This window comes from Herbaspirillum sp. VT-16-41 (genome assembly GCF_001994935.1).
Classification (GTDB): domain Bacteria; phylum Pseudomonadota; class Gammaproteobacteria; order Burkholderiales; family Burkholderiaceae_D; genus Herbaspirillum; species Herbaspirillum frisingense.
Window position 1 is genome coordinate 201,553 of sequence record NZ_MUXB01000079.1, and the last position, 21,313, is coordinate 222,865.

21 protein-coding genes are annotated in these 21,313 nt (G+C 65.8%); all 21 read right to left on the reverse strand.

All coding sequences use genetic code 11. From position 1 onward, the window contains the following. Positions 1-14: 14 nt before the first annotated feature. The 21 genes from ribD to BTM36_RS05940 all read right to left on the reverse strand — a co-directional run bounded on the left by ribD (position 15) and on the right by BTM36_RS05940 (position 21,177). The gene (gene ribD / locus BTM36_RS05840) at positions 15-1,136 is read right to left on the reverse strand and encodes a bifunctional diaminohydroxyphosphoribosylaminopyrimidine deaminase/5-amino-6-(5-phosphoribosylamino)uracil reductase RibD (protein WP_077235545.1); all 1,122 of its coding nucleotides are present in this window, start codon (positions 1,134-1,136) and stop codon (positions 15-17) included. Between the two features lie 93 nt (positions 1,137-1,229). Beyond that, the gene (locus BTM36_RS05845) at positions 1,230-1,724 is read right to left on the reverse strand and encodes a GspH/FimT family pseudopilin (RefSeq protein ID WP_168189748.1); all 495 of its coding nucleotides are present in this window, start codon (positions 1,722-1,724) and stop codon (positions 1,230-1,232) included. Next, positions 1,721-2,176, reverse strand: coding sequence for a type IV pilin protein (locus BTM36_RS05850; RefSeq protein ID WP_077235546.1), 456 nt, complete (start codon positions 2,174-2,176; stop codon positions 1,721-1,723). The genes BTM36_RS05845 and BTM36_RS05850 overlap by 4 nt, the downstream gene beginning before the upstream one ends. Before the next feature lies 1 nt (position 2,177). Further along, positions 2,178-2,843 (reverse strand): PilX N-terminal domain-containing pilus assembly protein, encoded by a 666-nt coding sequence (locus BTM36_RS05855; protein WP_077235547.1) that lies wholly within the window; start codon positions 2,841-2,843, stop codon positions 2,178-2,180. Then, positions 2,840-3,736, reverse strand: a complete 897-nt coding sequence (locus BTM36_RS05860) for a PilW family protein (RefSeq protein ID WP_077235548.1) — start codon at positions 3,734-3,736, stop codon at positions 2,840-2,842. The genes BTM36_RS05855 and BTM36_RS05860 overlap by 4 nt, the downstream gene beginning before the upstream one ends. Positions 3,737-3,738: 2 nt before the next feature. After that, the gene (gene pilV / locus BTM36_RS05865; protein WP_077235549.1) at positions 3,739-4,272 is read right to left on the reverse strand and encodes a type IV pilus modification protein PilV; all 534 of its coding nucleotides are present in this window, start codon (positions 4,270-4,272) and stop codon (positions 3,739-3,741) included. A gap of 90 nt (positions 4,273-4,362) precedes the next feature. Further along, complete coding sequence (locus tag BTM36_RS05870; RefSeq protein ID WP_077235550.1) at positions 4,363-4,980, reverse strand: DUF924 family protein; 618 nt, start codon at positions 4,978-4,980, stop codon at positions 4,363-4,365. After that, positions 4,977-5,198, reverse strand: coding sequence for an RNA-binding S4 domain-containing protein (locus BTM36_RS05875; protein WP_006464284.1), 222 nt, complete (start codon positions 5,196-5,198; stop codon positions 4,977-4,979). The genes BTM36_RS05870 and BTM36_RS05875 overlap by 4 nt, the downstream gene beginning before the upstream one ends. An 82-nt stretch (positions 5,199-5,280) precedes the next feature. Beyond that, on the reverse strand, positions 5,281-5,943 hold the full coding sequence (locus BTM36_RS05880) for a response regulator transcription factor (protein ID WP_077235551.1): 663 nt from the start codon (positions 5,941-5,943) through the stop codon (positions 5,281-5,283). Between the two features lie 36 nt (positions 5,944-5,979). Continuing rightward, the gene (locus tag BTM36_RS05885; RefSeq protein WP_077235552.1) at positions 5,980-7,920 is read right to left on the reverse strand and encodes a type IV pili methyl-accepting chemotaxis transducer N-terminal domain-containing protein; all 1,941 of its coding nucleotides are present in this window, start codon (positions 7,918-7,920) and stop codon (positions 5,980-5,982) included. A gap of 144 nt (positions 7,921-8,064) precedes the next feature. Beyond that, the gene (gene moaA, locus BTM36_RS05890) at positions 8,065-9,072 is read right to left on the reverse strand and encodes a GTP 3',8-cyclase MoaA (RefSeq protein ID WP_077235553.1); all 1,008 of its coding nucleotides are present in this window, start codon (positions 9,070-9,072) and stop codon (positions 8,065-8,067) included. Between the two features lie 9 nt (positions 9,073-9,081). Then, a complete protein-coding gene (locus tag BTM36_RS05895; RefSeq protein ID WP_077235554.1) occupies positions 9,082-9,828 on the reverse strand; it encodes a peptidylprolyl isomerase in 747 nt (248 codons plus the stop codon). A 15-nt stretch (positions 9,829-9,843) separates the two neighbouring features. Then, a complete protein-coding gene (gene narI / locus BTM36_RS05900) occupies positions 9,844-10,527 on the reverse strand; it encodes a respiratory nitrate reductase subunit gamma (protein ID WP_077235555.1) in 684 nt (227 codons plus the stop codon). Continuing rightward, the gene (gene narJ / locus BTM36_RS05905; protein WP_077235556.1) at positions 10,524-11,252 is read right to left on the reverse strand and encodes a nitrate reductase molybdenum cofactor assembly chaperone; all 729 of its coding nucleotides are present in this window, start codon (positions 11,250-11,252) and stop codon (positions 10,524-10,526) included. Before narJ ends, narI begins: the two co-directional genes overlap by 4 nt. Positions 11,253-11,266: 14 nt before the next feature. After that, positions 11,267-12,820, reverse strand: coding sequence for a nitrate reductase subunit beta (gene narH / locus BTM36_RS05910; RefSeq protein ID WP_077235557.1), 1,554 nt, complete (start codon positions 12,818-12,820; stop codon positions 11,267-11,269). Beyond that, positions 12,817-16,545: a nitrate reductase subunit alpha gene (locus BTM36_RS05915; protein ID WP_077235558.1), complete on the reverse strand. Its 3,729-nt coding sequence runs from the start codon at positions 16,543-16,545 to the stop codon at positions 12,817-12,819. Before BTM36_RS05915 ends, narH begins: the two co-directional genes overlap by 4 nt. A gap of 168 nt (positions 16,546-16,713) precedes the next feature. Further along, positions 16,714-18,096, reverse strand: a complete 1,383-nt coding sequence (locus BTM36_RS05920; protein ID WP_077235559.1) for a NarK family nitrate/nitrite MFS transporter — start codon at positions 18,094-18,096, stop codon at positions 16,714-16,716. Positions 18,097-18,121: 25 nt separating this feature from the next. Then, entirely contained in the window at positions 18,122-19,369 is a 1,248-nt protein-coding gene (locus tag BTM36_RS05925; RefSeq protein ID WP_077235560.1) for a nitrate/nitrite transporter, read from the reverse strand. 162 nt (positions 19,370-19,531) lie between these two features. Next, positions 19,532-19,816, reverse strand: coding sequence for a hypothetical protein (locus tag BTM36_RS05930; RefSeq protein ID WP_077235561.1), 285 nt, complete (start codon positions 19,814-19,816; stop codon positions 19,532-19,534). Positions 19,817-19,829: 13 nt separating this feature from the next. Then, positions 19,830-20,210, reverse strand: a complete 381-nt coding sequence (locus tag BTM36_RS05935; RefSeq protein WP_006464296.1) for an MAPEG family protein — start codon at positions 20,208-20,210, stop codon at positions 19,830-19,832. A gap of 85 nt (positions 20,211-20,295) precedes the next feature. Continuing rightward, positions 20,296-21,177 (reverse strand): neutral zinc metallopeptidase, encoded by an 882-nt coding sequence (locus tag BTM36_RS05940; RefSeq protein ID WP_077235562.1) that lies wholly within the window; start codon positions 21,175-21,177, stop codon positions 20,296-20,298. Positions 21,178-21,313: the final 136 nt, after the last annotated feature.

Sequence of the window (21,313 nt, forward strand, 5' to 3'; positions counted from 1 at the left end):
AAGTGGGGAGTCGATTATTCGAAACGTGCAAGGATACGCAAATCCGGCCCGACCTGCTTGACCTCATGGAAGCGGATGCCGATCTTGCCCGACAGGTCTTCCAGCGGTGGCAGCTCGAACATGTTGCGGCCTTCGCCGATCAGCGCGGGGGCCAGGTAGACCAGCAATTCATCCACGCAGCCTGCGCGGATCAGGGCGCCGTTGAGCTTGGCGCCGGCTTCCACGTGCAGTTCGTTGATCTGGCGCTGGCCCAGTTCGCGCAGCAGGCCGTCGAGGTCGACCTTGCCTTCGGCATTGGCCAGCAGGATCACTTCGGCGCCTTCGGCTTCCAGCGCGGCGCGCTTTTCGCGGTCGTCGGTGGCGGTGAAGACCCAGGTGTTGCCGCCCTGGATCACGCGTGCCTCGGGCGAGACGATCAGCTTGCTGTCCACCACGATGCGACGCGGCTGGCGCGGGGTGTCGATGGCACGCACGTTCAGTTGCGCATCGTCCTTCTGGATGGTGCCGATGCCGGCCATGATGGCGCAGGCGCGGGCGCGCCAGATGTGGCCGTCGTCGCGCGCGGCCTGGCTTGTGATCCACTGGCTCACGCCATTGTGCAGGGCGGTCTTGCCGTCCAGGCTGGCAGCGCTCTTCATGCGGACCCAGGGGCGGCCGGTGCGCATGCGGTGCAGGAAACCGATGTTGATGTCGCGGGCATCCTCTTCCAGCATGCCGCAGGCCACCTCGATGCCGGCCGCCTGCAGGCGTGCCAGGCCCTGCCCGGCCACCAGCGGGTTGGGGTCGGCGATGGCGGCCACCACGCGGCCCACGCCGGCACGGATCAGGGCGTCGGCGCAGGGTGGGGTGCGGCCGAAGTGGCTGCAGGGTTCCAGGGTGACGTAGACGGTCGCACCGCGTATATCGGCCCCGCGTGTGGCGGCATCGGCCATGGCCTGGATTTCGGCGTGATTGCCGCCAGGCGGCTGGGTGAAGCCGGCGCCGATGACGCGGCGGTCCTTGACGATGACGCAACCCACACGGGGGTTGGGGGTGGTGTCGAGCATGCCGAAGCCGGCCTGGATCAGGGCCAGGGCCATGGCTTGCTGGTCATTCTCGATGTCGAACTGGTAGAGCGGGTCTTCTGTAGGAGTCATGGCTTGGGCAAACGGAGGAGGCCGCCGTGCGGCGGGCCGGATGCCCGTCAATATACACGGCTTTGTGCAGCCGTCCTTGCGCCGGCGCAGGCCTCACTCATTGCCGGCCCTGCTGCATTGGGCATCCCGCCCGGGGGAGCAGACGCGTACTCTTCCCAGGAAATTGATCACCACCACCCGCTCCTGCCCGTCATGGCTGAAATACCAGCTGCCCCGCGTCACTGGCTGGCCGCCAGGTTGGTAGGCCACCAGTTCGCCGCCCGTGGTGTAGGCCACCGAGATGGTGCTGGCCAGGGCCTGCCGGCGCGAGACGACGTGCTCGCCGACCATGATTTCCCAGCCGCTGTGCCAGTCGTCGCCGGCGACCGGCCGCATCTCGGCGCGGCGACCATGGCGCAGGGCTTCGGAGCGGGTCAGCTGGACGCTGTGGAAGAACTCGTTGGCGGCCGTCACCAGTTGCTGTTCATTGGACAGGTTCTGTAACGCCGGTACGCCGGCTGCCAACACAAGCCCGGCGATCAGCAGGACCACCATCAGCTCGATGAGCGTGAACCCTCGGTGACGCCCGTGTGGATGCGCGGGTCTCACCAGCAATCCTTGCCATCGGCGCGACGACCACCCCGGCTGTCCAGATAGAGGGCACCGCACTCGGTGTCGCCATAGTTGCGATTGACGCCTTCCGCGCCCGGGTTGGCCTTGAGCAGCACGCAGGTGGACAGCGTTTCGCCGTCGCAGGCACGGGCCGACAGGGCATAGGCGCTGGTCTCGGGCGTGGCGCCGGAATACCACTTGAAACCGCCCGTGCCACTACCCGCCGTGAAGCCCTGGTAACGGTGCTGGTGGGAAAAGTGGCGCTCCTCTTGCAGCAGCAACTGCAGCAGGGCGGCACGGCCTTCGGAGCGGCCTGCCTTCTGGATGATGTGGCGATAGCCGTTCCAGCCCATGCCACCCAGTATTACCACGATGGCGAGCACGATCATGATTTCCAGCAGGGTGAAGCCGTACGACGGCGTTTTGAGGTGGCGAGTCCGAAGTTTCATGTCATTCATGTGAAGGTAGATAAAGGGTGCGCCAGGCCAGCCAGCGGCAGCCCGAGGCTGCGGATGCTGCAGATGCCTCGCCATCCGACAGGCGCACCACGGCCTGCAGCGCGACCATGGCACCGTTGCGGCCGTAACCCGCGGCGCTGAGGCGATAGACCGGCGCCGGTGCCTGTGTCGGCATCCCCGGGGCAGGGCTGCCGGCGGTCCCGGGCAGGCGTTCGATCAGATAGCGAGGGGAGGTGCTGCCCTGGCTGTTGGGCAAGCGGCGTCCGGTGAACTGGCCATAGGCCGCCGCCGTGGCACGGGCGCCCACCAGTTGTGCCGGCAGCCAGCCACTGCGTTCGGGGCGGCCCAGGCACAGCCCCAGCCCGTCTGCATCGGTGCGGCACTCCAGCGGGGATGCGAACGTCGCGGGATCGATGCGCCGGACCCGGGCGATGTCGTCGCAGGCGTCTTCCAGCGTGGCCTCTGCCGCCAGCCGCGCCTGGGCGTGATCGCGGTGATTGCGGGCGGCGCGTTCGTCCAGCAGCAGCAGCGAGGTGGTGGCCGCACCCAGCAGCAGGAGCAGGCTCAGCAGCATGAGCGCGATCATCAGCGTGGCGCCGCGCTGGTGGCGGTATGGATGCCGGGTCTGCAGGCGCATCAGGGGCCAGTGGATATTCATCGCATTGCTCCGGTGCTCAGGTTGCGCAGCATCACGGTGGTGCGGAAGACGGCTCGCCGTCGCTGCTCGCCGTCCTCTTCGGTGACGCGCCAGCCCGGGTCGGCATGGCGACCGGGCGGGAACAGGTCGAAGCTGCGCGCCGGCGCATCATCCGCCGCCGGTCGAAGCTGGGTGCCACGCACCAGCAGGGCGATGCGGACCAGCATGACCCGTTGCCAGCCATCGGCGGGCATGGCCGAGGCATCCAGCCAGCGGTCCGGTGCGCCGTCGTCATCGCTGTCGATGGCGTAGCGCAGTTGCATGGCCTCCACGCCGCGAGCGATGGCGTCGGAGGTCCAGTTGCCGTTCTTGCCCTGGTAGCGACAGCGCAATTCCGCCTCACCACCGGTGCCGGGCGCGATGTAGTAGATGACCCAACTGCGGGCCGCTTCCTGCAGCGGTCCGACCGGGGCCTCGGCGCCACTGCAGTTGACCACCTCGCTGCGGCTGCCACGCGGCGCGCCGAAGAAGCCCAGCATCAGCAGGTCGCTGTGGTTGACGCCATCACCGCTGCTGCTGCCGAACCTGCCGGTGGCCGGGTCCAGCAGCTCGGCCTGGCGGCTGTCGTCCAGTCCGCGCAGTCCTTGGCGGGTGGGCATGGCGTGGTCGGCGAGGTTTTCCCAGGGCAGGTGGCCGGCCTGTTGCAGGGCCTGCTGCAGGTGTTCCAGCGCCAGCCGGCCGGTTTCCTGTACGCGTCCGTGGTCGTCGATGTCCTGGTAGACGCTGCGTGCCTGCTGCAACATCACACCGGCTGCCAGCACCACCAGCAGGCCCACGGCCAGGGAGATCATCAGTTCGATCAGGGTCAGGCCGTCTTGCCGATGACGCTGCCGGCGAACTTGCCTGGTCATCATGGTCAGCGCCCCAGCACCAGCGTCAGCAAGGGGGCGCGTGCCGCTGTGGCAGTGGCCGCCACCGCGCTGCGGCGCCAGCCCAGCTTGAGTACCACGGGCGCTGTGGCGGCCTCTTCACAGGACCATTGGTCCTGCGGCGTCGGGTGGGCATCGCGGCAGACCGTGGCCCGGGCTTCCGGGAGTTCGCGCGTCAGCCGCGCGGCCCAGTCGGCGATGGCGGCGTTGGCGAAGGCGGCAGGGGAACAGGCGGCCAGGTCGCAATCAGCGCGGGCTGGCGGGGCCCGGCCGGCGGGGATGGAAAACAGGTAGGGATCGGTCGCGCCCGGGGTGGACGATGTGAAGGAAGTAGGCAGGGTGGCCGCCCGCAGTTCGGCCAACTCCTGCGCCAGCAGCGTGGCGCTGGCGTGCTGGGCGCTCTCGGCGCTGCTGCGCAGGGCATGCATTTGCAGCATCACCAGGGCCAGCGCGCCGGTGCCGATGACCAGCATGGCCACCAGCACTTCCATCATCGAGAAACCTGCGCAACGGGTTTGCATGCGGCCATCCGAAAAGAAAGCCGCGAGTGTAGGGAAAACGCCTGGGTGCTTCCACCGGGAAGCGTTTTCAGTGGCCCGCTATCGAAAACTTCAGAAGGATGAGCCGGGTTGCGTCAGGAATTGCGCTTCCTCGGCGGTGGAATCCCGCCCGAGGATGCGGTTGCGATGGGGGAAGCGGCCGAAGCGCTCGATCACCGCAAGGTGGCGTCGCGCATAGTCGGCATAGCCGTCGAAGGCCGCCTTGTCCTCGCCGCTGGCGGATTTGGCCAGGGCCGTCATCAGTTGCACCACGTATTGCTGGTCATCCAGGTCTTCCGCATGTTCCAGCGGCAGGTAGAGAAATACCCGTGCCAGCGGGGGCAGTTCCTGGTCCAGCCCCATGGCCAGCGCCAGATGCGTACACTGGCGTGCCAGTTCATCGAAGGCGAAGGCCTGTGGGGTGTCGCGGTAGATATTGCGCGGCATCTGGTCCAGCAGCAGGATCAGCGCCAGCATGGAATGCGCATCCTCGGTCCAGTCATCCAGCGCATTGGCTGCAGCCTGCTGCACCAGCGCTTCGAAGCGGCTGCGGCACTGGGCGTCGATGTCCGGGTTCTTGCTCCACCAGAGTTTCTTCTGGCGCTCGGCCACCTGATGTGCCGGCATGGCCTCCCAGCCTTCGCCGAACCAGAAGTCCAGCACTTCCCCGACCTGCGTGGCGCTCTTCATTCGGCGATCACGGTGATCTGCACATCGCCCAGGCTGACTTTCTGGCCGACCGTGATCTTGCAGGTCTTGCGGCTTTCGGGCTTGCCATCGACCCGCACGTGGCCTTCGGCGACCAGTTGCTTGCCGGCGCCGCCGCTGTCGCACAGGCCGCAGAGCTTGAGCAGCTGGTTCAGTTCGACATGGGGATGGCCCTGCAGCGGGAAGGTGATCTTTTGCATATGCTTTCTTTCGGGAGCGCAGCCCCGGGCGGAGCGGACGTGCGGCCAGGGGCATGAAACAGGGAGCGGTAAGGTACGCCGCTCAGGGCGTTTTGTCCAGACCGTGTTCCACAGCATACACCGCAATCTGTACCCGGCTGGAAAGCTTCAGTTTCTTGAGGATGTTCTGGACATGGATCTTCACCGTGCTCTCGGCCACGTCCAGGGTGCGGGCGATTTCCTTGTTGCTCTCGCCACGGGCCACGCAGGCCATGGTCTCGCGTTCGCGGGCGGTCAGCCTGTCGCGGGCGGCCGCCACCGGGGCCGGTGTCTGGTGGGCGGCGCGGAACTGCATCACCAGCTTGGCCGTCATCGCCTCCGAAATCACCGGTTCGCCGGCTGCGGCGCGCTTGATGGCCTGCACCAGATACTCGGCCTCGATGTTCTTGAGCAGATAGCCGGCGGCGCCATTGTGCAGGGCGGTGCTGAGATCGTCGGCTTCTTCCGAGACGGAGAGCATCAGCACAGCCGTGTCGGGCAGGTCTTCCACGATCAGCTGCATCGCTTCCAGACCCGACAGGCCGGGCATGTTCAGGTCCATCAGCACCACATCGGGCTGCAGCTGGCGGGCCCGCTTGACGCCGTCCAGACCATCGACGGCCTCGCCGACGACCTCGAATTCGGGATGGCGTTGCAGCAGCAGGCGTACGCCGCTGCGAAACAGGGTGTGATCATCGACGAGCAGGATGCGGATGGGCGCGGGCATGGTGGGGCGGTTCCTTGCAAAGATTCCGGGATGGCTTCAGGCCACGAGGCGTTCCTGGCGCATCAGGCGGATGGTGACGCAGGTACCTTCATCGGGCCGGCTGTCGATCTGCAGTTGCGCGCCCAGGCGGTCGGCGCGTTCCTGCATGATGCGCAGACCCACATGGTCGGCGCCCTTGGCGCTGGCCTTGTCGAGCTGGAAGCCGTGACCGTCGTCGCGCACCGTCAGGCAGAAGTCGCGGCCGTTGGTGACGGCGATGTCTACCCGGCTGGCGTGGGCATGCTTGCGGATATTGGACAGCGCCTCCTGCAGGATGAACAGCACCTGCAACTGCTGTTCCGGCGCCAGCGGCGGACCGTCGCCGCTGATGGTGATGGCGCCTTGCAGGCCGGTCTGGCGCTGCAGCTTGTCGAGCGACTTGCGCATTTCGGAGTCGAGGCTGCTGTCTTGCAGGCGGCTGCGGAAGTTGAGCAGCAGTTCGCGCACGTCTTCATAGTTTTCCTGCACGCCGGTGCGCAGCATGGGCGCGATCTCGCGGATTTCGGCCAGGTTCTCGCGCGCCAGCGAATCCTCCAGCATCTGCACCTGCAGGTTGAGGAAGTTCAGTCCCTGGGCAATGCTGTCATGCAGGCCCTGGGCCATCAGGTTGCGTTCGTGGGCGATGGCGAATTCCTTTTCGCGGGCGATCAGGCGCTGGTTCTCGATGGCCGCGCCGAGGTGGCGGCCCAGGGTTTCCAGGAGGCGGCGCTCGTCGCCGTCGATGCTGCGCTCCTGCAGGAAATGCAGGGAGAAACTGCCGATGGCCTGTTCCCGCACCAGGATCTGGAAGATGCCCAGCGACAGCGCGCCTTCTTCCTGGCAGCGGTAGCGCCGCTGTGCATCGAGTTCGCGGAAATCGCGTACCAGGATCACCCCCTGCCGGGTAGCTGCGCCGCACAGGCAGTCATCGACCTTGATGCAACGTTCTTCATCGATGATCTTGTCCGAGATGCCGTCCTGCACCGTGAGATAGAGATTGCCGCGCTCGTCGAGGATGCGCACCGTGCCGCCATCGGCCTGCATGCGCTGCATGATGCGTTTGAGGAAGCCATCGCACAGGGCTTCGATGGTATGCGCGCCCGAGAGGAAGTCGGTGATCTCGTAGAGCGTGCCGACTTCTTCGTTCTGCTCGCGCAGGCGGGCGGTCTTTTCGGCCACGCGCTCTGCCAGCGTGCGGTGTACGCCTTGCACATGGTCGGCCATCTGGTTGAAGGCCTGGGCCAGCTGGCCGAACTCGTCTTCACTCTCCACCGCCAGTCGCACATCCAGGTCGTTTTGCGACATGCGCGCAATGCCTGCCTGCATGCGCCGCACCGGGCCGACGATCCACAGGTAGAGCAGATACAGCACCGCGATACTCGCCGCCAGCGCCAGGAAGATCAGCGCCGTCTGGCACAGCCGCAGCCAGGTGGTCTTGCCGGTGAGGTCTGCTTCCACATAGGCCACCAGCAGGTTGATGTCACCCACGAAGTCGGGCAGCTCCTGCAGGTAGCGATCCAGCGCCTGCTGGCGCAGTACCGGGTCGTCCGCCTCCAGCACGGTGCGGGCATGGACCTGCATGCGCTGCTGCCATTGATCTTGCACGTGCAGCAGCTGTTCGTGAATGGGACCGGTGGCCGGCACGAAGCTGGGTTCACCCGCCTGCCCGGTCTGCACCAGCGCCAGGATCTGGCTGAAGCGTTCGATGTGGTGCTGGATGTCGGAACGCTCGTGGCCGGTTTCCATCGCCAGGCCCAGTTCGTAGGAGCGCATGCGCAGGCTGCCGGCCTCGTTGATGACGGTGCCGCCGCCCTCCAGTTGCCAGGACAGCAGCAGGGTATAGCCGATGGCCGTCATCGTCAGGCCTAGTCCTACCAGGGTCATCAGCAGGATGCGGAAGGTCAGGCGCTTGTGGGGCGGCAGCGGGTTGGGGAGCAGGGCCAGGGAGGGAGCGGGCATGATGGAAGGTTCCAGGGCTAGCCAGGGAAGCGGCAGTCTAGGCCGTTGGCCGGACTAAAACACCGGGTCCAGGTCAATCTTTGTGCAGATCGTGCAGATCGTGCAGATCGTGCCGGATCTGCCGGATCTGCCGGTCCTGGCGCCCTAGCCGCCGGTCTGCGACATGAAGCGGATGATCTTGTGCGATGCCTGACTGAATTCATGGCGCTCCGGCTTGAGTTCGATGGCCAGGCGGATCGCCTCCTCCAGCCCGCCATCATCGATGCCGGCGCGCAGCAGCGGACGCAATTCCAGGCGCGCCTCCTGTCCCAGGCAGAGATAGAGCGTGCCGTCCACCGAGAGCCGCACGCGGTTGCAGGTGGCGCAGAAGTGCTGGCTCATGGGTGTGATGAAACCCAGCGTGCAGCGACCATCGGCGCTGCCCCAGTAGCGCGCCGGGCCACCGCCCAGCTCGGTGGCCAGGGGCTGCAGGTCGAAGCGGGCCACCAGTGCATCGCGCAGCGGACCAAGCGCGACGACGCCGCTGTTGCGACCGGTCTCGCCCATGGGCATGGCTTCGATCAGGCGCAGGATGAAACCTTGCGCGAAACAGAACTCCGCCATGCGTGGCACTTCATGTTCATTGACGCCGCGCAGTACCACCATGTTGACCTTGATGGGGGTAAATCCGGCATCCCTGGCGGCGGCCAGTCCCGCCATGACGCTCTGCAGGCTGTCGCGTCCGGTGATCTGCGCCGCGCAGGCGCGATCCAGGCTATCCAGGCTGACGTTGATGCGCTGTACGCCGGCCGCCCGTAGCGCCCTTGCGTGCTTGTGCATCTGCGTGGCGTTGGTGGACAGCGACAGTTCCTCCACCCCCGGCAGGGCCGACAATTGCGCGGCCAGCGTGGGCAGCCTGCGCCGCATCAGCGGTTCGCCGCCGGTGAGTCGTATGCGCCCTACGCCGAGTCGGGCGAAGGCGGCGATCACGCGCGTGATCTCGTCGAAGTCGAGCCAGTTGGCCGGCTCCTCGAAACCGGAAAAGCCCTTGGGCATGCAATAGCTGCACCGCAGGTCGCAGCGGTCGGTGACCGACAGCCGCAGGTAGTCGATGCGCCGCCCGAAGCGATCCAGCAGGGCCGGGCGGCCGGAAGGTGGGACGGACGAGGACATGCAGGCTCCTTATTGCAGCAGCGGCGATGTCATGCCGGGAAGTTGCACGCCAGTGATGCGGGCAGCGCCCACCAGTTGCTGCAGGTAGTGACGCAGGGCCTGGTCATGGGCGGCGCGTTGCAGGGCCTGGGCGATGTTTTCGCGCACCGCCTCGAAGGGCAGGCGCGTGCCGTCCAGCTTGCGCCCCACCTGGACGATGTGCAGGCCGAAGCGGGTCTCCACCAGGCGCGGGATGATGCCCTGTGGTGTGGCGGCGAAGACGGCCCGTTCGAATTCCGGCACGCAGGCGCCCCGGGCGATCTGCCCAAGGCTGCCGCCCTGTGCGCCGGAGGGGCAGTTCGACAGCGCTGCGGCCTGCGTGGCGAAGTCCTCCGGTTGCGCCAGCAGGTGCTCCAGCACCGATTCTGCGCGCAGGCGCAGGGCCGCCAGATCGACCTCCGGGGTGACCTGGAACAGGATATGGTTCACTTCCGCCAGCGCCCCGATGATGAAACGTTCAGGCGTGGCCTGGTACTGGCGTCGGCATTCTTCTTCGCCGGCCTGCGGGACGCTGACCTGGCGCTGCAGCAGGAGCTCGATACGCGCATCGTCGTCCTCACCTTGCAGCTGCAGGCGCTGCGCTTCCTCCAGCAGCAGCCGGCGCAGCACCAGGGTGGTCATGGCCGACTGCAGGTCCTGGTCATCGGCATCGCGGGCGGCCAGTTCCTTTGCCATCTCGGCGTCGCTCAGTTCGTATTCATTGACGATGACAGGCATCCTGGTTCTCCTTGCTCAACGCGGGCGGACCAGTTGCCAGGCCCGGCTCAGGTAGGTGATGGAGGCAAAGCCGCTCCACACATGCACCAGCCGCGTGAAGGGGAAGATCACGAACAGCGTCAGCCCCATGAACAGGTGCAGCTTGAACAGCAGCGGCGCACCTTCGATGAAGCCGGCGGCATCACCCCGGAAGGTGACGATGTGCTGCGCCCAGGTCATCAGCAACACCATCATGTGGCCGTCGCGGTGCTGGGCCGACTCGACGATGGTGGACAGGCCCAGGCACAGCGTGACCAGCAGCCACAGCAGCAGGAGCTTGTCTGAGGGGCGGGTGACGGCGGCGATGCGCGCGTCCGTCAGGCGGCGATGGATCAGGATCGCCAGCCCCAGCAGGCAGAGCGTGCCGAACACGCCGCCGGCCGCCATGGCGACCAGTTGCTTGAAAGCGTGGCTCACGCCCACGGCATCCCATACCGCCACCGGCGTGAGCAAGCCCACCAGATGACCGAAGAACAGGCCCAGTACGCCGACGTGGAACAGGATATTGCCCAGTCGCAGGCGACCGGCATGCAGTAGTTGCGAGGAGTCGCTCTTCCAGGTGTACTGCTCGCGCTCGAAGCGCAGCAGGCTGCCCAGCAGGAACACCGCCAGGGCGATGTAGGGGTAGATGCCGTAGAGGAATTGATGCAGGTAGCTCATGCTGGTCTCCCGGGGGCGGATTGGGTGGCGGACTGTACTGTGGGACGGGCCTGCTGGCGGGGATGGAAGTGCAGCGGCTGCACGCCGCCCGGCGCAGGTTTGAGCAGGGGTTCCACGCCGTCGGCGCCGGGGCCGAAGACTTCCATGGCCTCGTCCATGTCGCGCACTGGTGGATCGTCCTGTTCGCGTGGCACGACCTCGGTGAGCCGGGTCAGCAACAGCAAGGGCGCGGCGTAGGGGCTGTCCCGGCGCTGCAGGCGCTGGCCGATGGCGGCCAGCACATGGATCGCCTCGCCCAGCAGCAGGGCGGCCCTGTCCTGTGACAGCAGGCTCAGGAATTCCAGGAACAGCGGCACATAGTCCGGCAACTCGCTGGTAGCCGGCTCCAGGCCCTGGCTACGGTATTCCTCCAGCAGATCGACCATGGCCTGGCCGCGGTCGCGGCTTTCGCCGTGGATGTGTTCGAACAGGTGCAGCGACAGCGCGGCACTGCGGTCGAAGGTATCGACGTAGTTTTCCTGCAGGGTGAGCAGCGGGACGGATTGCAGGTGGTGCAGCAACGGTTGTAGCGCCGGCAAGGCCTCCGCTAGCGCCGCCTCGCCCTGCAGGGCCTGTTCGATCTCGGGCAGTGCTGCGATCAGTTCCGGTTGGGGATAACTCATCAGTGCCGAGACGACGCGGTAGATCGTGCCGCTGCCGGCCGCGTGATTGACGTGGGAAGTCATGACAGGGGCTCCATTCATTCGGTGACGGGGGACTTCTTGCGCGACTTGGGCATGTCCACGAAGATCACGCTGCCTTGCGGCTTCTTGCCGAACAGGCTGCCGCCGGAGACGCCACCGGAACAACCGTTGCCGAAGCTGAAGCCGCAACTGCCCTTGTCGTTGAAGCTGTCTTCCACCATTTCCTTGTGCGAGGACGGGACCACGAAACGGTCTTCGTAGTTGGCGATGGCCAGGGTCTGGTACATGTCCTCGACCTCGTCGGCCTGCAGGCCGACCTGCTGCAGCAGCGCTTCTTCCTGCCGGCCGTGCACCGTCTGGGCGCGCTTGTAGGCGCGCATGGCCAGCAGGCGTTGCAGGGCGTTGAGGATGGGTGCTTCCTGGCCGGCGGTCAGCAGGTTGGCGAGATAGCGCAGCGGGATGCGCAGCGATTTCACGTCGGGGATGATGCCGTCCATCCCCATGTGGCCGGCCTCGGCGGCCTTCTGGATCGGCGACAGCGGCGGGATGTACCAGACCATGGGCAGGGTGCGGTATTCCGGATGCAGGGGGAAGGCGATCTTCCATTGCATGGCCATCTTGTACACCGGCGAGCGACGTGCCGATTCCAGCCAGCTCTCGGCAATGCCCTGGCGGCGCGCCTCGGCGATCACGGCCGGGTCGTGCGGGTCGAGGAAGCAGTCCAGCTGGGCCTGGTAGAGCGCCTGCTCGTCGGCCACCGAGGCTGCTGCCTCGATGCGGTCGGCGTCATACAGCAGCACGCCCAGGTAGCGGATGCGCCCGACACAGGTTTCCGAGCACACGGTGGGCTGGCCGGCCTCGATGCGGGGATAGCAGAAGGTGCATTTCTCGGCCTTGCCGGAGCTCCAGTTGTAGTAGATCTTCTTGTACGGACAACCGGAGATGCACATGCGCCAGCCACGGCACTTGTCCTGGTCCACCAGCACGATGCCGTCATCCTCGCGCTTGTAGATCGAGCCCGAGGGGCAGGACGCCACGCAGGCCGGGTTCAGGCAGTGTTCGCACAGGCGCGGCAGGTACATCATGAAGGTCGATTCGAAGCTGCTGTGCATCTCCTTCTGCACGCCCTCGAACAGCGCATCCTGGCTACGGGCGCTGAACTCGCCGCCGAGATCGTCTTCCCAGTTCGGCCCCCAGGTGATCTTGTCCATCTTCTTGCCGGTCAGCACCGAGATCGGCCGCGCCGTGGGCGGGGTCTGCATCAGGGGCGCCTTCTGCAGGTGTTCGTAATCGTAGGTGAAGGGCTCGTAGTAGTCGTCGATGGCCGGCAGGTTGGGATTGGCGAACAGGTTGGCCAGGATGCGCAGGCGGCCGCCCTGGCGCGGCTCCAGCTGGCCGGCGGTGGTGCGGGTCCAGCCGCCTTGCCACTTCTGCTGGTTTTCCCATTGCTTCGGATAGCCGATGCCGGGCTTGGTCTCGACATTGTTGAACCAGGCGTATTCCACGCCGTCGCGGCTGGTCCAGACGTTCTTGCAGGTCACCGAGCAGGTGTGGCAGCCGATGCACTTGTCCAGGTTGAGCACCATGCCCACTTGTGCGCGAATTCTCATGATGCCGTCCTTTCTTGCAGGCTGCCGTCGAGCCAGTCGACCTTGTTCATCTTGCGCAGGATGATGAACTCGTCGCGATTGCTGCCCACGGTGCCGTAGTAGTTGAAACCATAGGCCAGTTGCGCATAGCCGCCGATCATGTGGGTGGGCTTCAGCACCGCCCGCGTGACCGAGTTGTGGATGCCGCCACGCTTGCCGCTCAGTTGTGCACCGGGGGTGTTCACGATCTTTTCCTGGGCGTGGTACATCAGGCAGATGCCGCCCGGGATGCGCTGGCTCACCACCACGCGCGCGGTCAGGGTACCGTTGCTGTTGAAGACTTCGACCCAGTCGTTGTCCACCAGTCCTGCGGCCTTGGCGTCGTCTTCCGAAATCCAGACATGCGGCCCGCCGCGACTCAAGGTGAGCATGCGCAGGTTGTCCGAGTAGGTGGAGTGGATGCCCCACTTCTGGTGCGGCGTGAGGAAGTTGAGCACGATCTCCTTCTCGCCATTGGGGTGCCGCCCGAGCATGGGGGCGACCGTCTTGGTATCGACCGCTGGTTTGTAGACGCACAGGCCTTCACCGAAATCCAGCATCCAGCGGTGGTCCTGGTAGAACTGCTGGCGGCCGCTCAGGGTGCGCCAGGGAATGAGTTCATGCACATTGGTATAGCCGGCGTTATAGCTGACCTCTTCTGACTCAAGACCTGACCAGGTCGGCGCCGAGATGATCTTGCGCGGCTGCGCCTGGACGTCGCGGAAACGGATCTTGTCGTGCTCGCGGCCCCGCGCCAGGTGGGTGTGGTCGCGCCCGGTGATCTTGCCCAGTGCTTCCCAGGCCTTGACCGAGACATGGCCGTTGGTTTCGGGAGCGAAGCTGAGGATCATCTCGCAGGCATCGATGGCGCTGTCCAGCCGTGGGCGGCCCTGGCTGACGCCGGGCTCGGTGACGCGCCTGTTCAGTGCGCCCAGTTCGCCCACCTCATGTTCGGTGTTCCAGTTGATGCCCTTGCCGCCGTTGCCCAGCTTGTCCAGCAGCGGGCCGACCGAGGTGAACTTCTTGTAGATGTCTCGGTAGTTGCGTTCCACCACCATGAAATTGGGGGCGGTCTTGCCGGGGATGAGGTCGCATTCGCCCTTCTTCCAGTCCTTCGGTTCGAAGGGCTGGCCCAGTTCAGCCGGGGTGTCGTGCATCAGCGGCTGCAGCACGATGTCGCTGCGGGTGCCGAGGTATTCGCCACCGATCTGGCTGAACTTGCTGGCGATGCCCTTGTAGATTTCCCAGTCGGTCTTGCTCTCCCACAGCGGTTGCACCGCTTCCGAAAGCGGATGGATGAAGGGATGCATGTCCGAGGTGTTGAGGTCATCCTTCTCGTACCAGGTGGCGGTGGGCAGCACGATGTCGGCATACAGGCAGGTGGTGCTCATGCGGAAGTCCAGCGTCACCAGCAGGTCCAGCTTGCCCTCGGCAGCCTCTTCCCGGTACTTGACCTCGGCCGGGCGGATGGCCTGCCCGGCGTCGTCGAACAGCGCATGCTGGGTCCCCAGCAGGTATTTCAGGAAATACTCGTGGCCCTTGCCGGAACTGCCCAGGATGTTGGAGCGCCAGACAAACATGTTGCGCGGGAAGTTCTTCGGATTGTCGGGGTCGTCGCAGCTCATGTTGACGGTGCCGGACTTCAGGGCTGCCTTCAGATAGTCCTGCGGGGTCTGGCCCAGCGCCTGGGCGGCGTCGCACACGTCCAGCGGATTGGTTTCCAGCTGCGGGGCCGAGGGCAGCCAGCCCATGCGTTCGGAGCGTGCGTTCATGTCGATCATGCTCATGCCGGCCAGCTTGTCCTTGTCGGCGGTGGGGGCGACGATCTCGTCCAGGCCCAGCTTTTCGTGACGCCACTGGCTGGTGTGGGCGTAGAAGAAGCTGGTGCCGTTCATCTGCCGGGGCGGGCGCACCCAGTCGGTGGCGAAGGCCAGCGGCGCCCAGCCGAACTGCGGGCGCAGCTTTTCCTGTCCCACGTAGTGCGCCCAGCCACCGCCGGACTTGCCCACGCAACCGCACATCATCAGCAGGTTGATGATGCCGCGATAGATCATGTCGTTGTGGTACCAGTGATTGAGCGCGGCGCCGACGATGACCATGCTCTTGCCCTCGGTGTCGTGGGCGTTCTGCGCGAACTCGCGTGCCACCTGGATCACCAGCTCGCGCTTGACGCCGGTGTGCTTCTCCTGCCACGCCGGCGTGTAGGGAATGTCGTCGTCATAGGACTGCGCAATCTGGCCGCCCAGACCCTGGTCCACGCCATAGTTGGCCATCATCAGGTCGTGCACGGTGGCCACCAGTGCGGTGCTGCCGTTGGCCAGCCGCACGTGGCGTACCGGCACGCGGCGCGTCTGCAATTGCTCGGCATCGTCCCCGCCGAAGTAGTTGAAGGCGACCGCGACCACCTCGTCGTGCTGGTCCACCAGCGAGAGCAGCGGCTCGATCTCGCGACCGGAATGACCGTCCCGGCTTTCCAGGTTCCAGCGGCCCAGCTTGGCGCCGTCGTTGACCTGGCCTTCGCCCCAGCGGTAGCCGATGGAACCGTTGGGCGCGACGATCTGGCCGGTGGTGGCATCGATGGCCAGGGTCTTCCAGTCGGCGTTGTTGGCTTCTTCCAGCTGGCCGGGCATCTGCGAGGCGCGCAGCAGGTGCTCCGGCAGGTAGCGGCCCTCGCGTTCCACCAGTCGTACCAGCATGGGCAGGTCGGTGTATTGCCGGACGTAGTGGCGGAAGTAGGGCGAGGGGCGCTGCAGGTGGAATTCCTTGAGGATCACATGGCCCATGGCCATGGCCAGCGCGGCGTCGGTACCCGGGCGCGGGGCCAGCCAGATGTCGCCGAACTTGACCATCTCGCCGAAGTCCGAGGACACCGCCACCGTCTTGGTCCCCTTGTAGCGCACCTCGGTGTAGAAGTGGGCGTCGGGGGTGCGCGTCTGCGGCACATTGGAGCCCCATACCATCAGGTAGGTGGCGTTGTACCAGTCGGCCGATTCCGGCACGTCGGTCTGCTCGCCCCAGATCTGCGGGCTGGCGGGCGGCAGGTCGCAGTACCAGTCGTAGAAGGACAGGGCCACGCCGCCGATGAGGCTCAGGTAACGGGCGCCGGCCGCGTACGACACCATCGACATGGCCGGGATGGGCGAGAAGCCGATCACCCGGTCCGGGCCATACTGCTTGATGGTGTAGGCATTGGCGGCGGCGATGATTTCGTTGGCGGTATCCCAGTCGGCCCGCACGAAGCCACCCTGGCCGCGCACCGACTTGTAGCTTTTTGCACGGGCGGGGTCGCTGGTGATGGCGGCCCAGGCCTCGACCGGGCCCAGGGTGCGGCGCGCCTCCTGCCACAGTTGCATGAGACGGCCGCGGATCATGGGGTACTTCACCCGCTGGGCGGAGTAGACGTACCAGCTATAGGAGGCGCCACGCGGGCAGCCGCGCGGCTCGTGGTTGGGCAGGTCGGGACGGGTACGGGGGTAGTCGGTCTGCTGGGTTTCCCAGGTGATCAGGCCGTTCTTGACATAGACCTTCCAGGAGCAGGACCCGGTGCAGTTGACCCCGTGCGTGGAGCGCACCACCTTGTCGTGCTGCCAGCGGCTGCGGTAGGCGTTTTCCCATTGGCGGTCTTCGTCGACCACGGCGCCATGTCCATCGGCGAAGGTGGACTTCACCCGCGACATGAACTTCAATCGGTCCAGAAAATGACTCATTGTGAATCCTCGGTTGCGTGGGTGAGTACCCCACCTGCGTTTTCGATATGGGCAGTCTTGATGGTTGGAAAGTGTAGGCAGGCGCCCCGTCCCTGCCTATTCACCGGCTTGGTCAGGGCAGCCATCCAGGCGGCGGAGGCGGGCTAGTTCGAAAGAACTAGGGCCATCTCAACACGGCATGGGCGCGCCCTTGCGGGCGTAGTACCACCAGGTGATGAGCATGCAGCTGGCATAGAAGCCGACGAAGACGAGCATCGCCATGTCCGGCGCGCCGGTCATCCTGATCGAGGTGCCGAAGCTCTGCGGGATGAAGAAGCCGCCATAGGCGCCGATGGCACCGGAGAAACCCAGTACGGCCGCCGATTCCTTGCCCGCATCCAGGCGGGCCTGCTGTTGCGCTGCCTCGCCTTGTCCCGCGGCAGCGCGCTCGCGCTCGGTCTGGAAGATGATGGGAATCATGCAGAAGGTCGAGCCATTGCCCAGTCCGGTGAGGATGAACATGCCGATGAAGGAGGCCAGGAACAGCGTGAACTGGTGCGTATGCAGGGCCGGCAGGATGCCCAGCAGGATGGTCAGCCCCATGGCCAGGAACACCCACAGCGTGACGCGCGCGCCGCCGATGCGGTCCGAGATCATGCCGCCCAGCGGCCGCGCCAGGGCACCGGCCAGCGGGCCGAGGAAGGCGAAGCGGGCGACTTCCACCTCCGGGAACTGGGCCTTGATCAACATCGCAAACGCCGCCGAAAAACCGATGAAGGAGCCGAAGGTGCCGACATACAGCCAGCACATCAGCCAGTTGTGCTTGCGCTTGAAGATCACCGCCTGGTCGGCCAGCGACGCCTGGGCAGAGGCGATGTCGTTCATGCCGAACCAGGCTGCCAGGGTGGCGGCGACGATGAAGGGCACCCAGATGAAGCCGGCATTGGCCAGCCAGTAGCTGCTGTCCAGGCCGCTCTTGGGATCATGGAAGAGCACCCCCTGGCCGGCGATGGAGGTGGCGAACACGGCCGAGGAAATCACCAGCGGCGTGACCAGTTGCACCACCGAGACGCCCAGGTTGCCGATGCCGGCATTCATGCCGGTGGCGTAGCCTTTGCGCGCCTTGGGGAAGAAGAAGCTGATGTTGGCCATGCTGGAACTGAAATTGCCGCCGCCCAGCCCGCACAGCAAGGCCAGGCCCAGCAGGGTGGAGTAGCTGGTGCCGGGGTCGCGCAGGGCCAGGCCCATGCCGATGGCGGGGATCAGCAGACTGGCGGTGGAAATGGCGGTCCAGCGACGCCCGCCGAACACCGGTACCAGGAAGGAATAGAAGATGCGCAGCGTGGCGCCCGAGAGGGCGGGCAAGGCCGTCAGGAAGAACAACTGGTCCTTGCTGAAGTGAAAGCCGGCCTTGTCCAGGTTGGCGGCCACCACGCTCCACAGCATCCAGACTGCGAAGGCCAGCATCAGGCAGGGGATGGAGATCCAGAGATTGCGGTTGGCGACCGGCTCGCCTTGCTTGCGCCAGAAGTCCGGGTTTTCCGGCTCCCAGCGCGTGAGTACGTGGTTCATGAGGTGTCCTTGAAATGGGAAGGGATCAGTCGGCCGCCAGGGCCTTGCGTGGCGCTTGCAGGCCTTCGCGGCGGAACTGGAAGTGCATCCACACCAGCGAGATGCAGACCGTGCCGTAGAGCAGCATGAAGCAGGAGCTGCGTACGCCTGTGACGTCCAGCACCACGCCGAACAGGATCGGCAGGATGAAGCCGCCCAGCCCGCCGGCCAGGCCGACGATGCCGGAGACCGCGCCGATGTTGCCGCTGTAGTCGTCGGAGATGAACTTGAAGACCGAGGCCTTGCCCACCGCCATGGCTACGCCGACCACCATCAGCAGCGCCGTGAAGAGCACCGGGTTCAGGCCGATGTGGAAGGTCCTTGTGCCGCCCACGGTCTGGATGGCGAAATCGGTCTGTGGATAAGACAGCAGGAAGAAGGCCACCCAGCACACCCACATCACCCACCAGGTGACCTGGTAGGCACCGTACTTGTCGGAGAGCCAGCCGCCCACGGCGCGCAGCACGCCGCCCGGCAGCGAGAAGCAGGCCGCCAGCAGGGCGGCGGTCTTGATGTCGAATCCGTATTCGGTGACGTAGTACTTGACCATCCACAGGCTCAGGCCGACATAGCCGCCGAAGACCACCGAGTAGTACTGGCAATAGCGCCAGACCCTGGGGTCCTTGAGCATGCGCACCTGGTCCATGAAGCCGGTGTCGGACTTGACCTGGTGCGCCGGGTCGGTCGACGAGCCCAGCCAGAACAGCAGGGCTGCGGCCAGCATCAGGGCGGCATAGACCTTGGGCACCAGCATCCAGCCACCGGCGGCGATGAGCACCGGCGCCACGAACTTGTTGACCGCCGCGCCCGAGTTGCCGGCGCCGAACACGCCCATGGCCAGGCCCTGGCGTTCCTTCTTGAACCAGCGCGCCACATAGGGCGTGCCGACCGAGAAGGAACCGCCGGCCAGGCCCACGAACAGGCCCAGTACCAGGAAGTGCCAGAAGGCGGTGGCGTAGGAAATCAGCCAGATCGGGACCACCGTGCACAGCATCAGGATGAAGAACACGATGCGCCCGCCGTAGCGGTCGGTCCAGATACCCAGCGGCACCCGGATCAGGGAGCCGGTCAGTACCGGCATGGCGGTGAGCAGGCCGAATTCGGTTTCGTTCAGGTGCAGGGCATTCTTGATGGGGATGCCGATGACCCCGAACAGCATCCAGATGGTGAAGCAGACAGTGAATGCGAGCGTGCTGGAACCCAGCACGCCATAGGCCTTGCGCTGGTCGGACATGGAGCCTCCTGCGGATGTTGATCGATGGGTCCAGCTTAGCGATCGGTGCAGGCCGGCAACATCGGTCCGACGGAGAGGCGGGGGAAGGGAGAAGAGGGAGGCAGTAAGGGCAGGCTGCCCACCGGAAGAACTAGTTCTTCCGGTGGAGCAGGTCAGATCGGGTCAGCTTGCTGACAGGGTCTGCCCGGCTTTGTCCAGCCAGGTGGCGAGGCTGTCGGTGAGGTCCTTCTGGCTGAAGGAACAGCTTTCCTCGGTGAAGAGGCTGCCGGCTTCGAGGCGGCCCAGCAGGTCTTCGGCGACCTGCTGGTAGCGGGGTGGCAGGGCCTGCATCACGTCGTCACGGGCGCGCCAGGTGGCGCACAGGGTGGCGATGCTGGCGCGTTGCTCGCACAGGGCGGTGAGGGCCTCGCGCATGGGGGCCAGTTGCTGGGCGGCGGGGTGGCTCATGGTGGGCTCCCGGTCAGGCGCGGGCGGCGATGACGAACAGGGCGATCACGCTCAGGTAGCCGACCGCCCAGACCGCCGAGCGGGCCGAGGGTTTGTCGTTCAGGTAGAACAGGGTATAGAGCAGGCGGGCGGCGATGAAGACCACGCTGGCGATGTCGATCTGGCCCTGGGCGGCACCGGCCTGCTGCGCCACCAGCACGGCGGCGGCGAAGAAGGGGAAGGCCTCGAAGTGGTTGCGGTGGGCGTAGTCGGCGCGGCGGCGCACACCGGTCTGCTGGTCCAGCCAGGCACGCGGTTCGGCGTTGTCGAAGTCCTTGCGACCGCGCTTGGCCACCGCGATGGTGAACACCGGCATCAGGCCGGCGATCAGGATGCACCAGTTGGACAGGGTCATGGGTTCAGTCTCCTCGTTGTGTTGTCGTGTTCGATGTTGCGTTCGATGTCGGGTATGGCGCGCCCGATGTGCGCCCAGGATGGGTTCACAGCTCCTTGGCCGCGAAGGTATTGCAGGCGCTGACCTTGCCTTCGTTGATGCCGCGCTTGAACCAGGTCACGCGCTGGGCGGAGGTGCCGTGGGTGAAGGAGTCCGGCACCACCACGCCGCGCGCCTGGCGCTGCAGGGCGTCGTCGCCGATGGCGGAGGCGGCGTGCAGGGCGTCTTCGATGTCCCCTTCTTCCAGGATGTGACGCGCCTGGTTGGCGTGGAAGGCCCAGACCCCGGCGAAGCAGTCGGCCTGCAGTTCCAGTCGCACCGACATGGCATTGGCCTGCTTTTCGCTGGCATTGCGGCGGGCCGCATCGACCTTGTCGGAGATGCCCATCAGGTGTTGCACGTGGTGGCCGACTTCATGGGCGATCACATAGGCCTGGGCGAAGTTGCCGGAGACCTTGAAACGCTGCTTCATTAGTTCATAGAAGGACAGGTCGATGTAGACCTTCTGGTCGCCCGGGCAATAGAAGGGACCGGTGGCGGTCTGGCCGGTGCCGCAGGCGGTCGGCGTGCTGCCGGAAAACAGCACCAGCTTGGGCCGCGCATACTGCTTGCCGTTGGCGGCGAAGATCTGGCCCCAGGTGTCTTCGGTGTCGGCCAGGACGGTGGAAACGAAGCGCGCCATCTGGTCGTTGGGCGAGGGTTTGTGGGCCGGCGCCTGTTGCTGCACCGGTACCGGGCCGCCTCCGCCGGAGAGCAGGTTGAGCATGGTCAGCGGGTTGATGCCCAGGAAGTACGACGCCACCAGTGCCACGGCCACGGTGCCCAGGCCGATGGAGCGGCCGCCGAAGCCAAAGCCGCCTCCTCCGCCGCCACCTTCACCACGACGGTCTTCCACATTGTCGCTTTCGCGATTGCCTTCCCATTTCATGATTCGTTCCTCTGCGGGCCTGTCTGCAATGCCCGGATTGTAATGGATGACATGGGGCGCCGGCTTGTCGGACGTTGTCTGACGGGGCCGGGAGGGTTCCGTCCGATTCCGCCCGATGAGCTGGCAAGGTATCGTG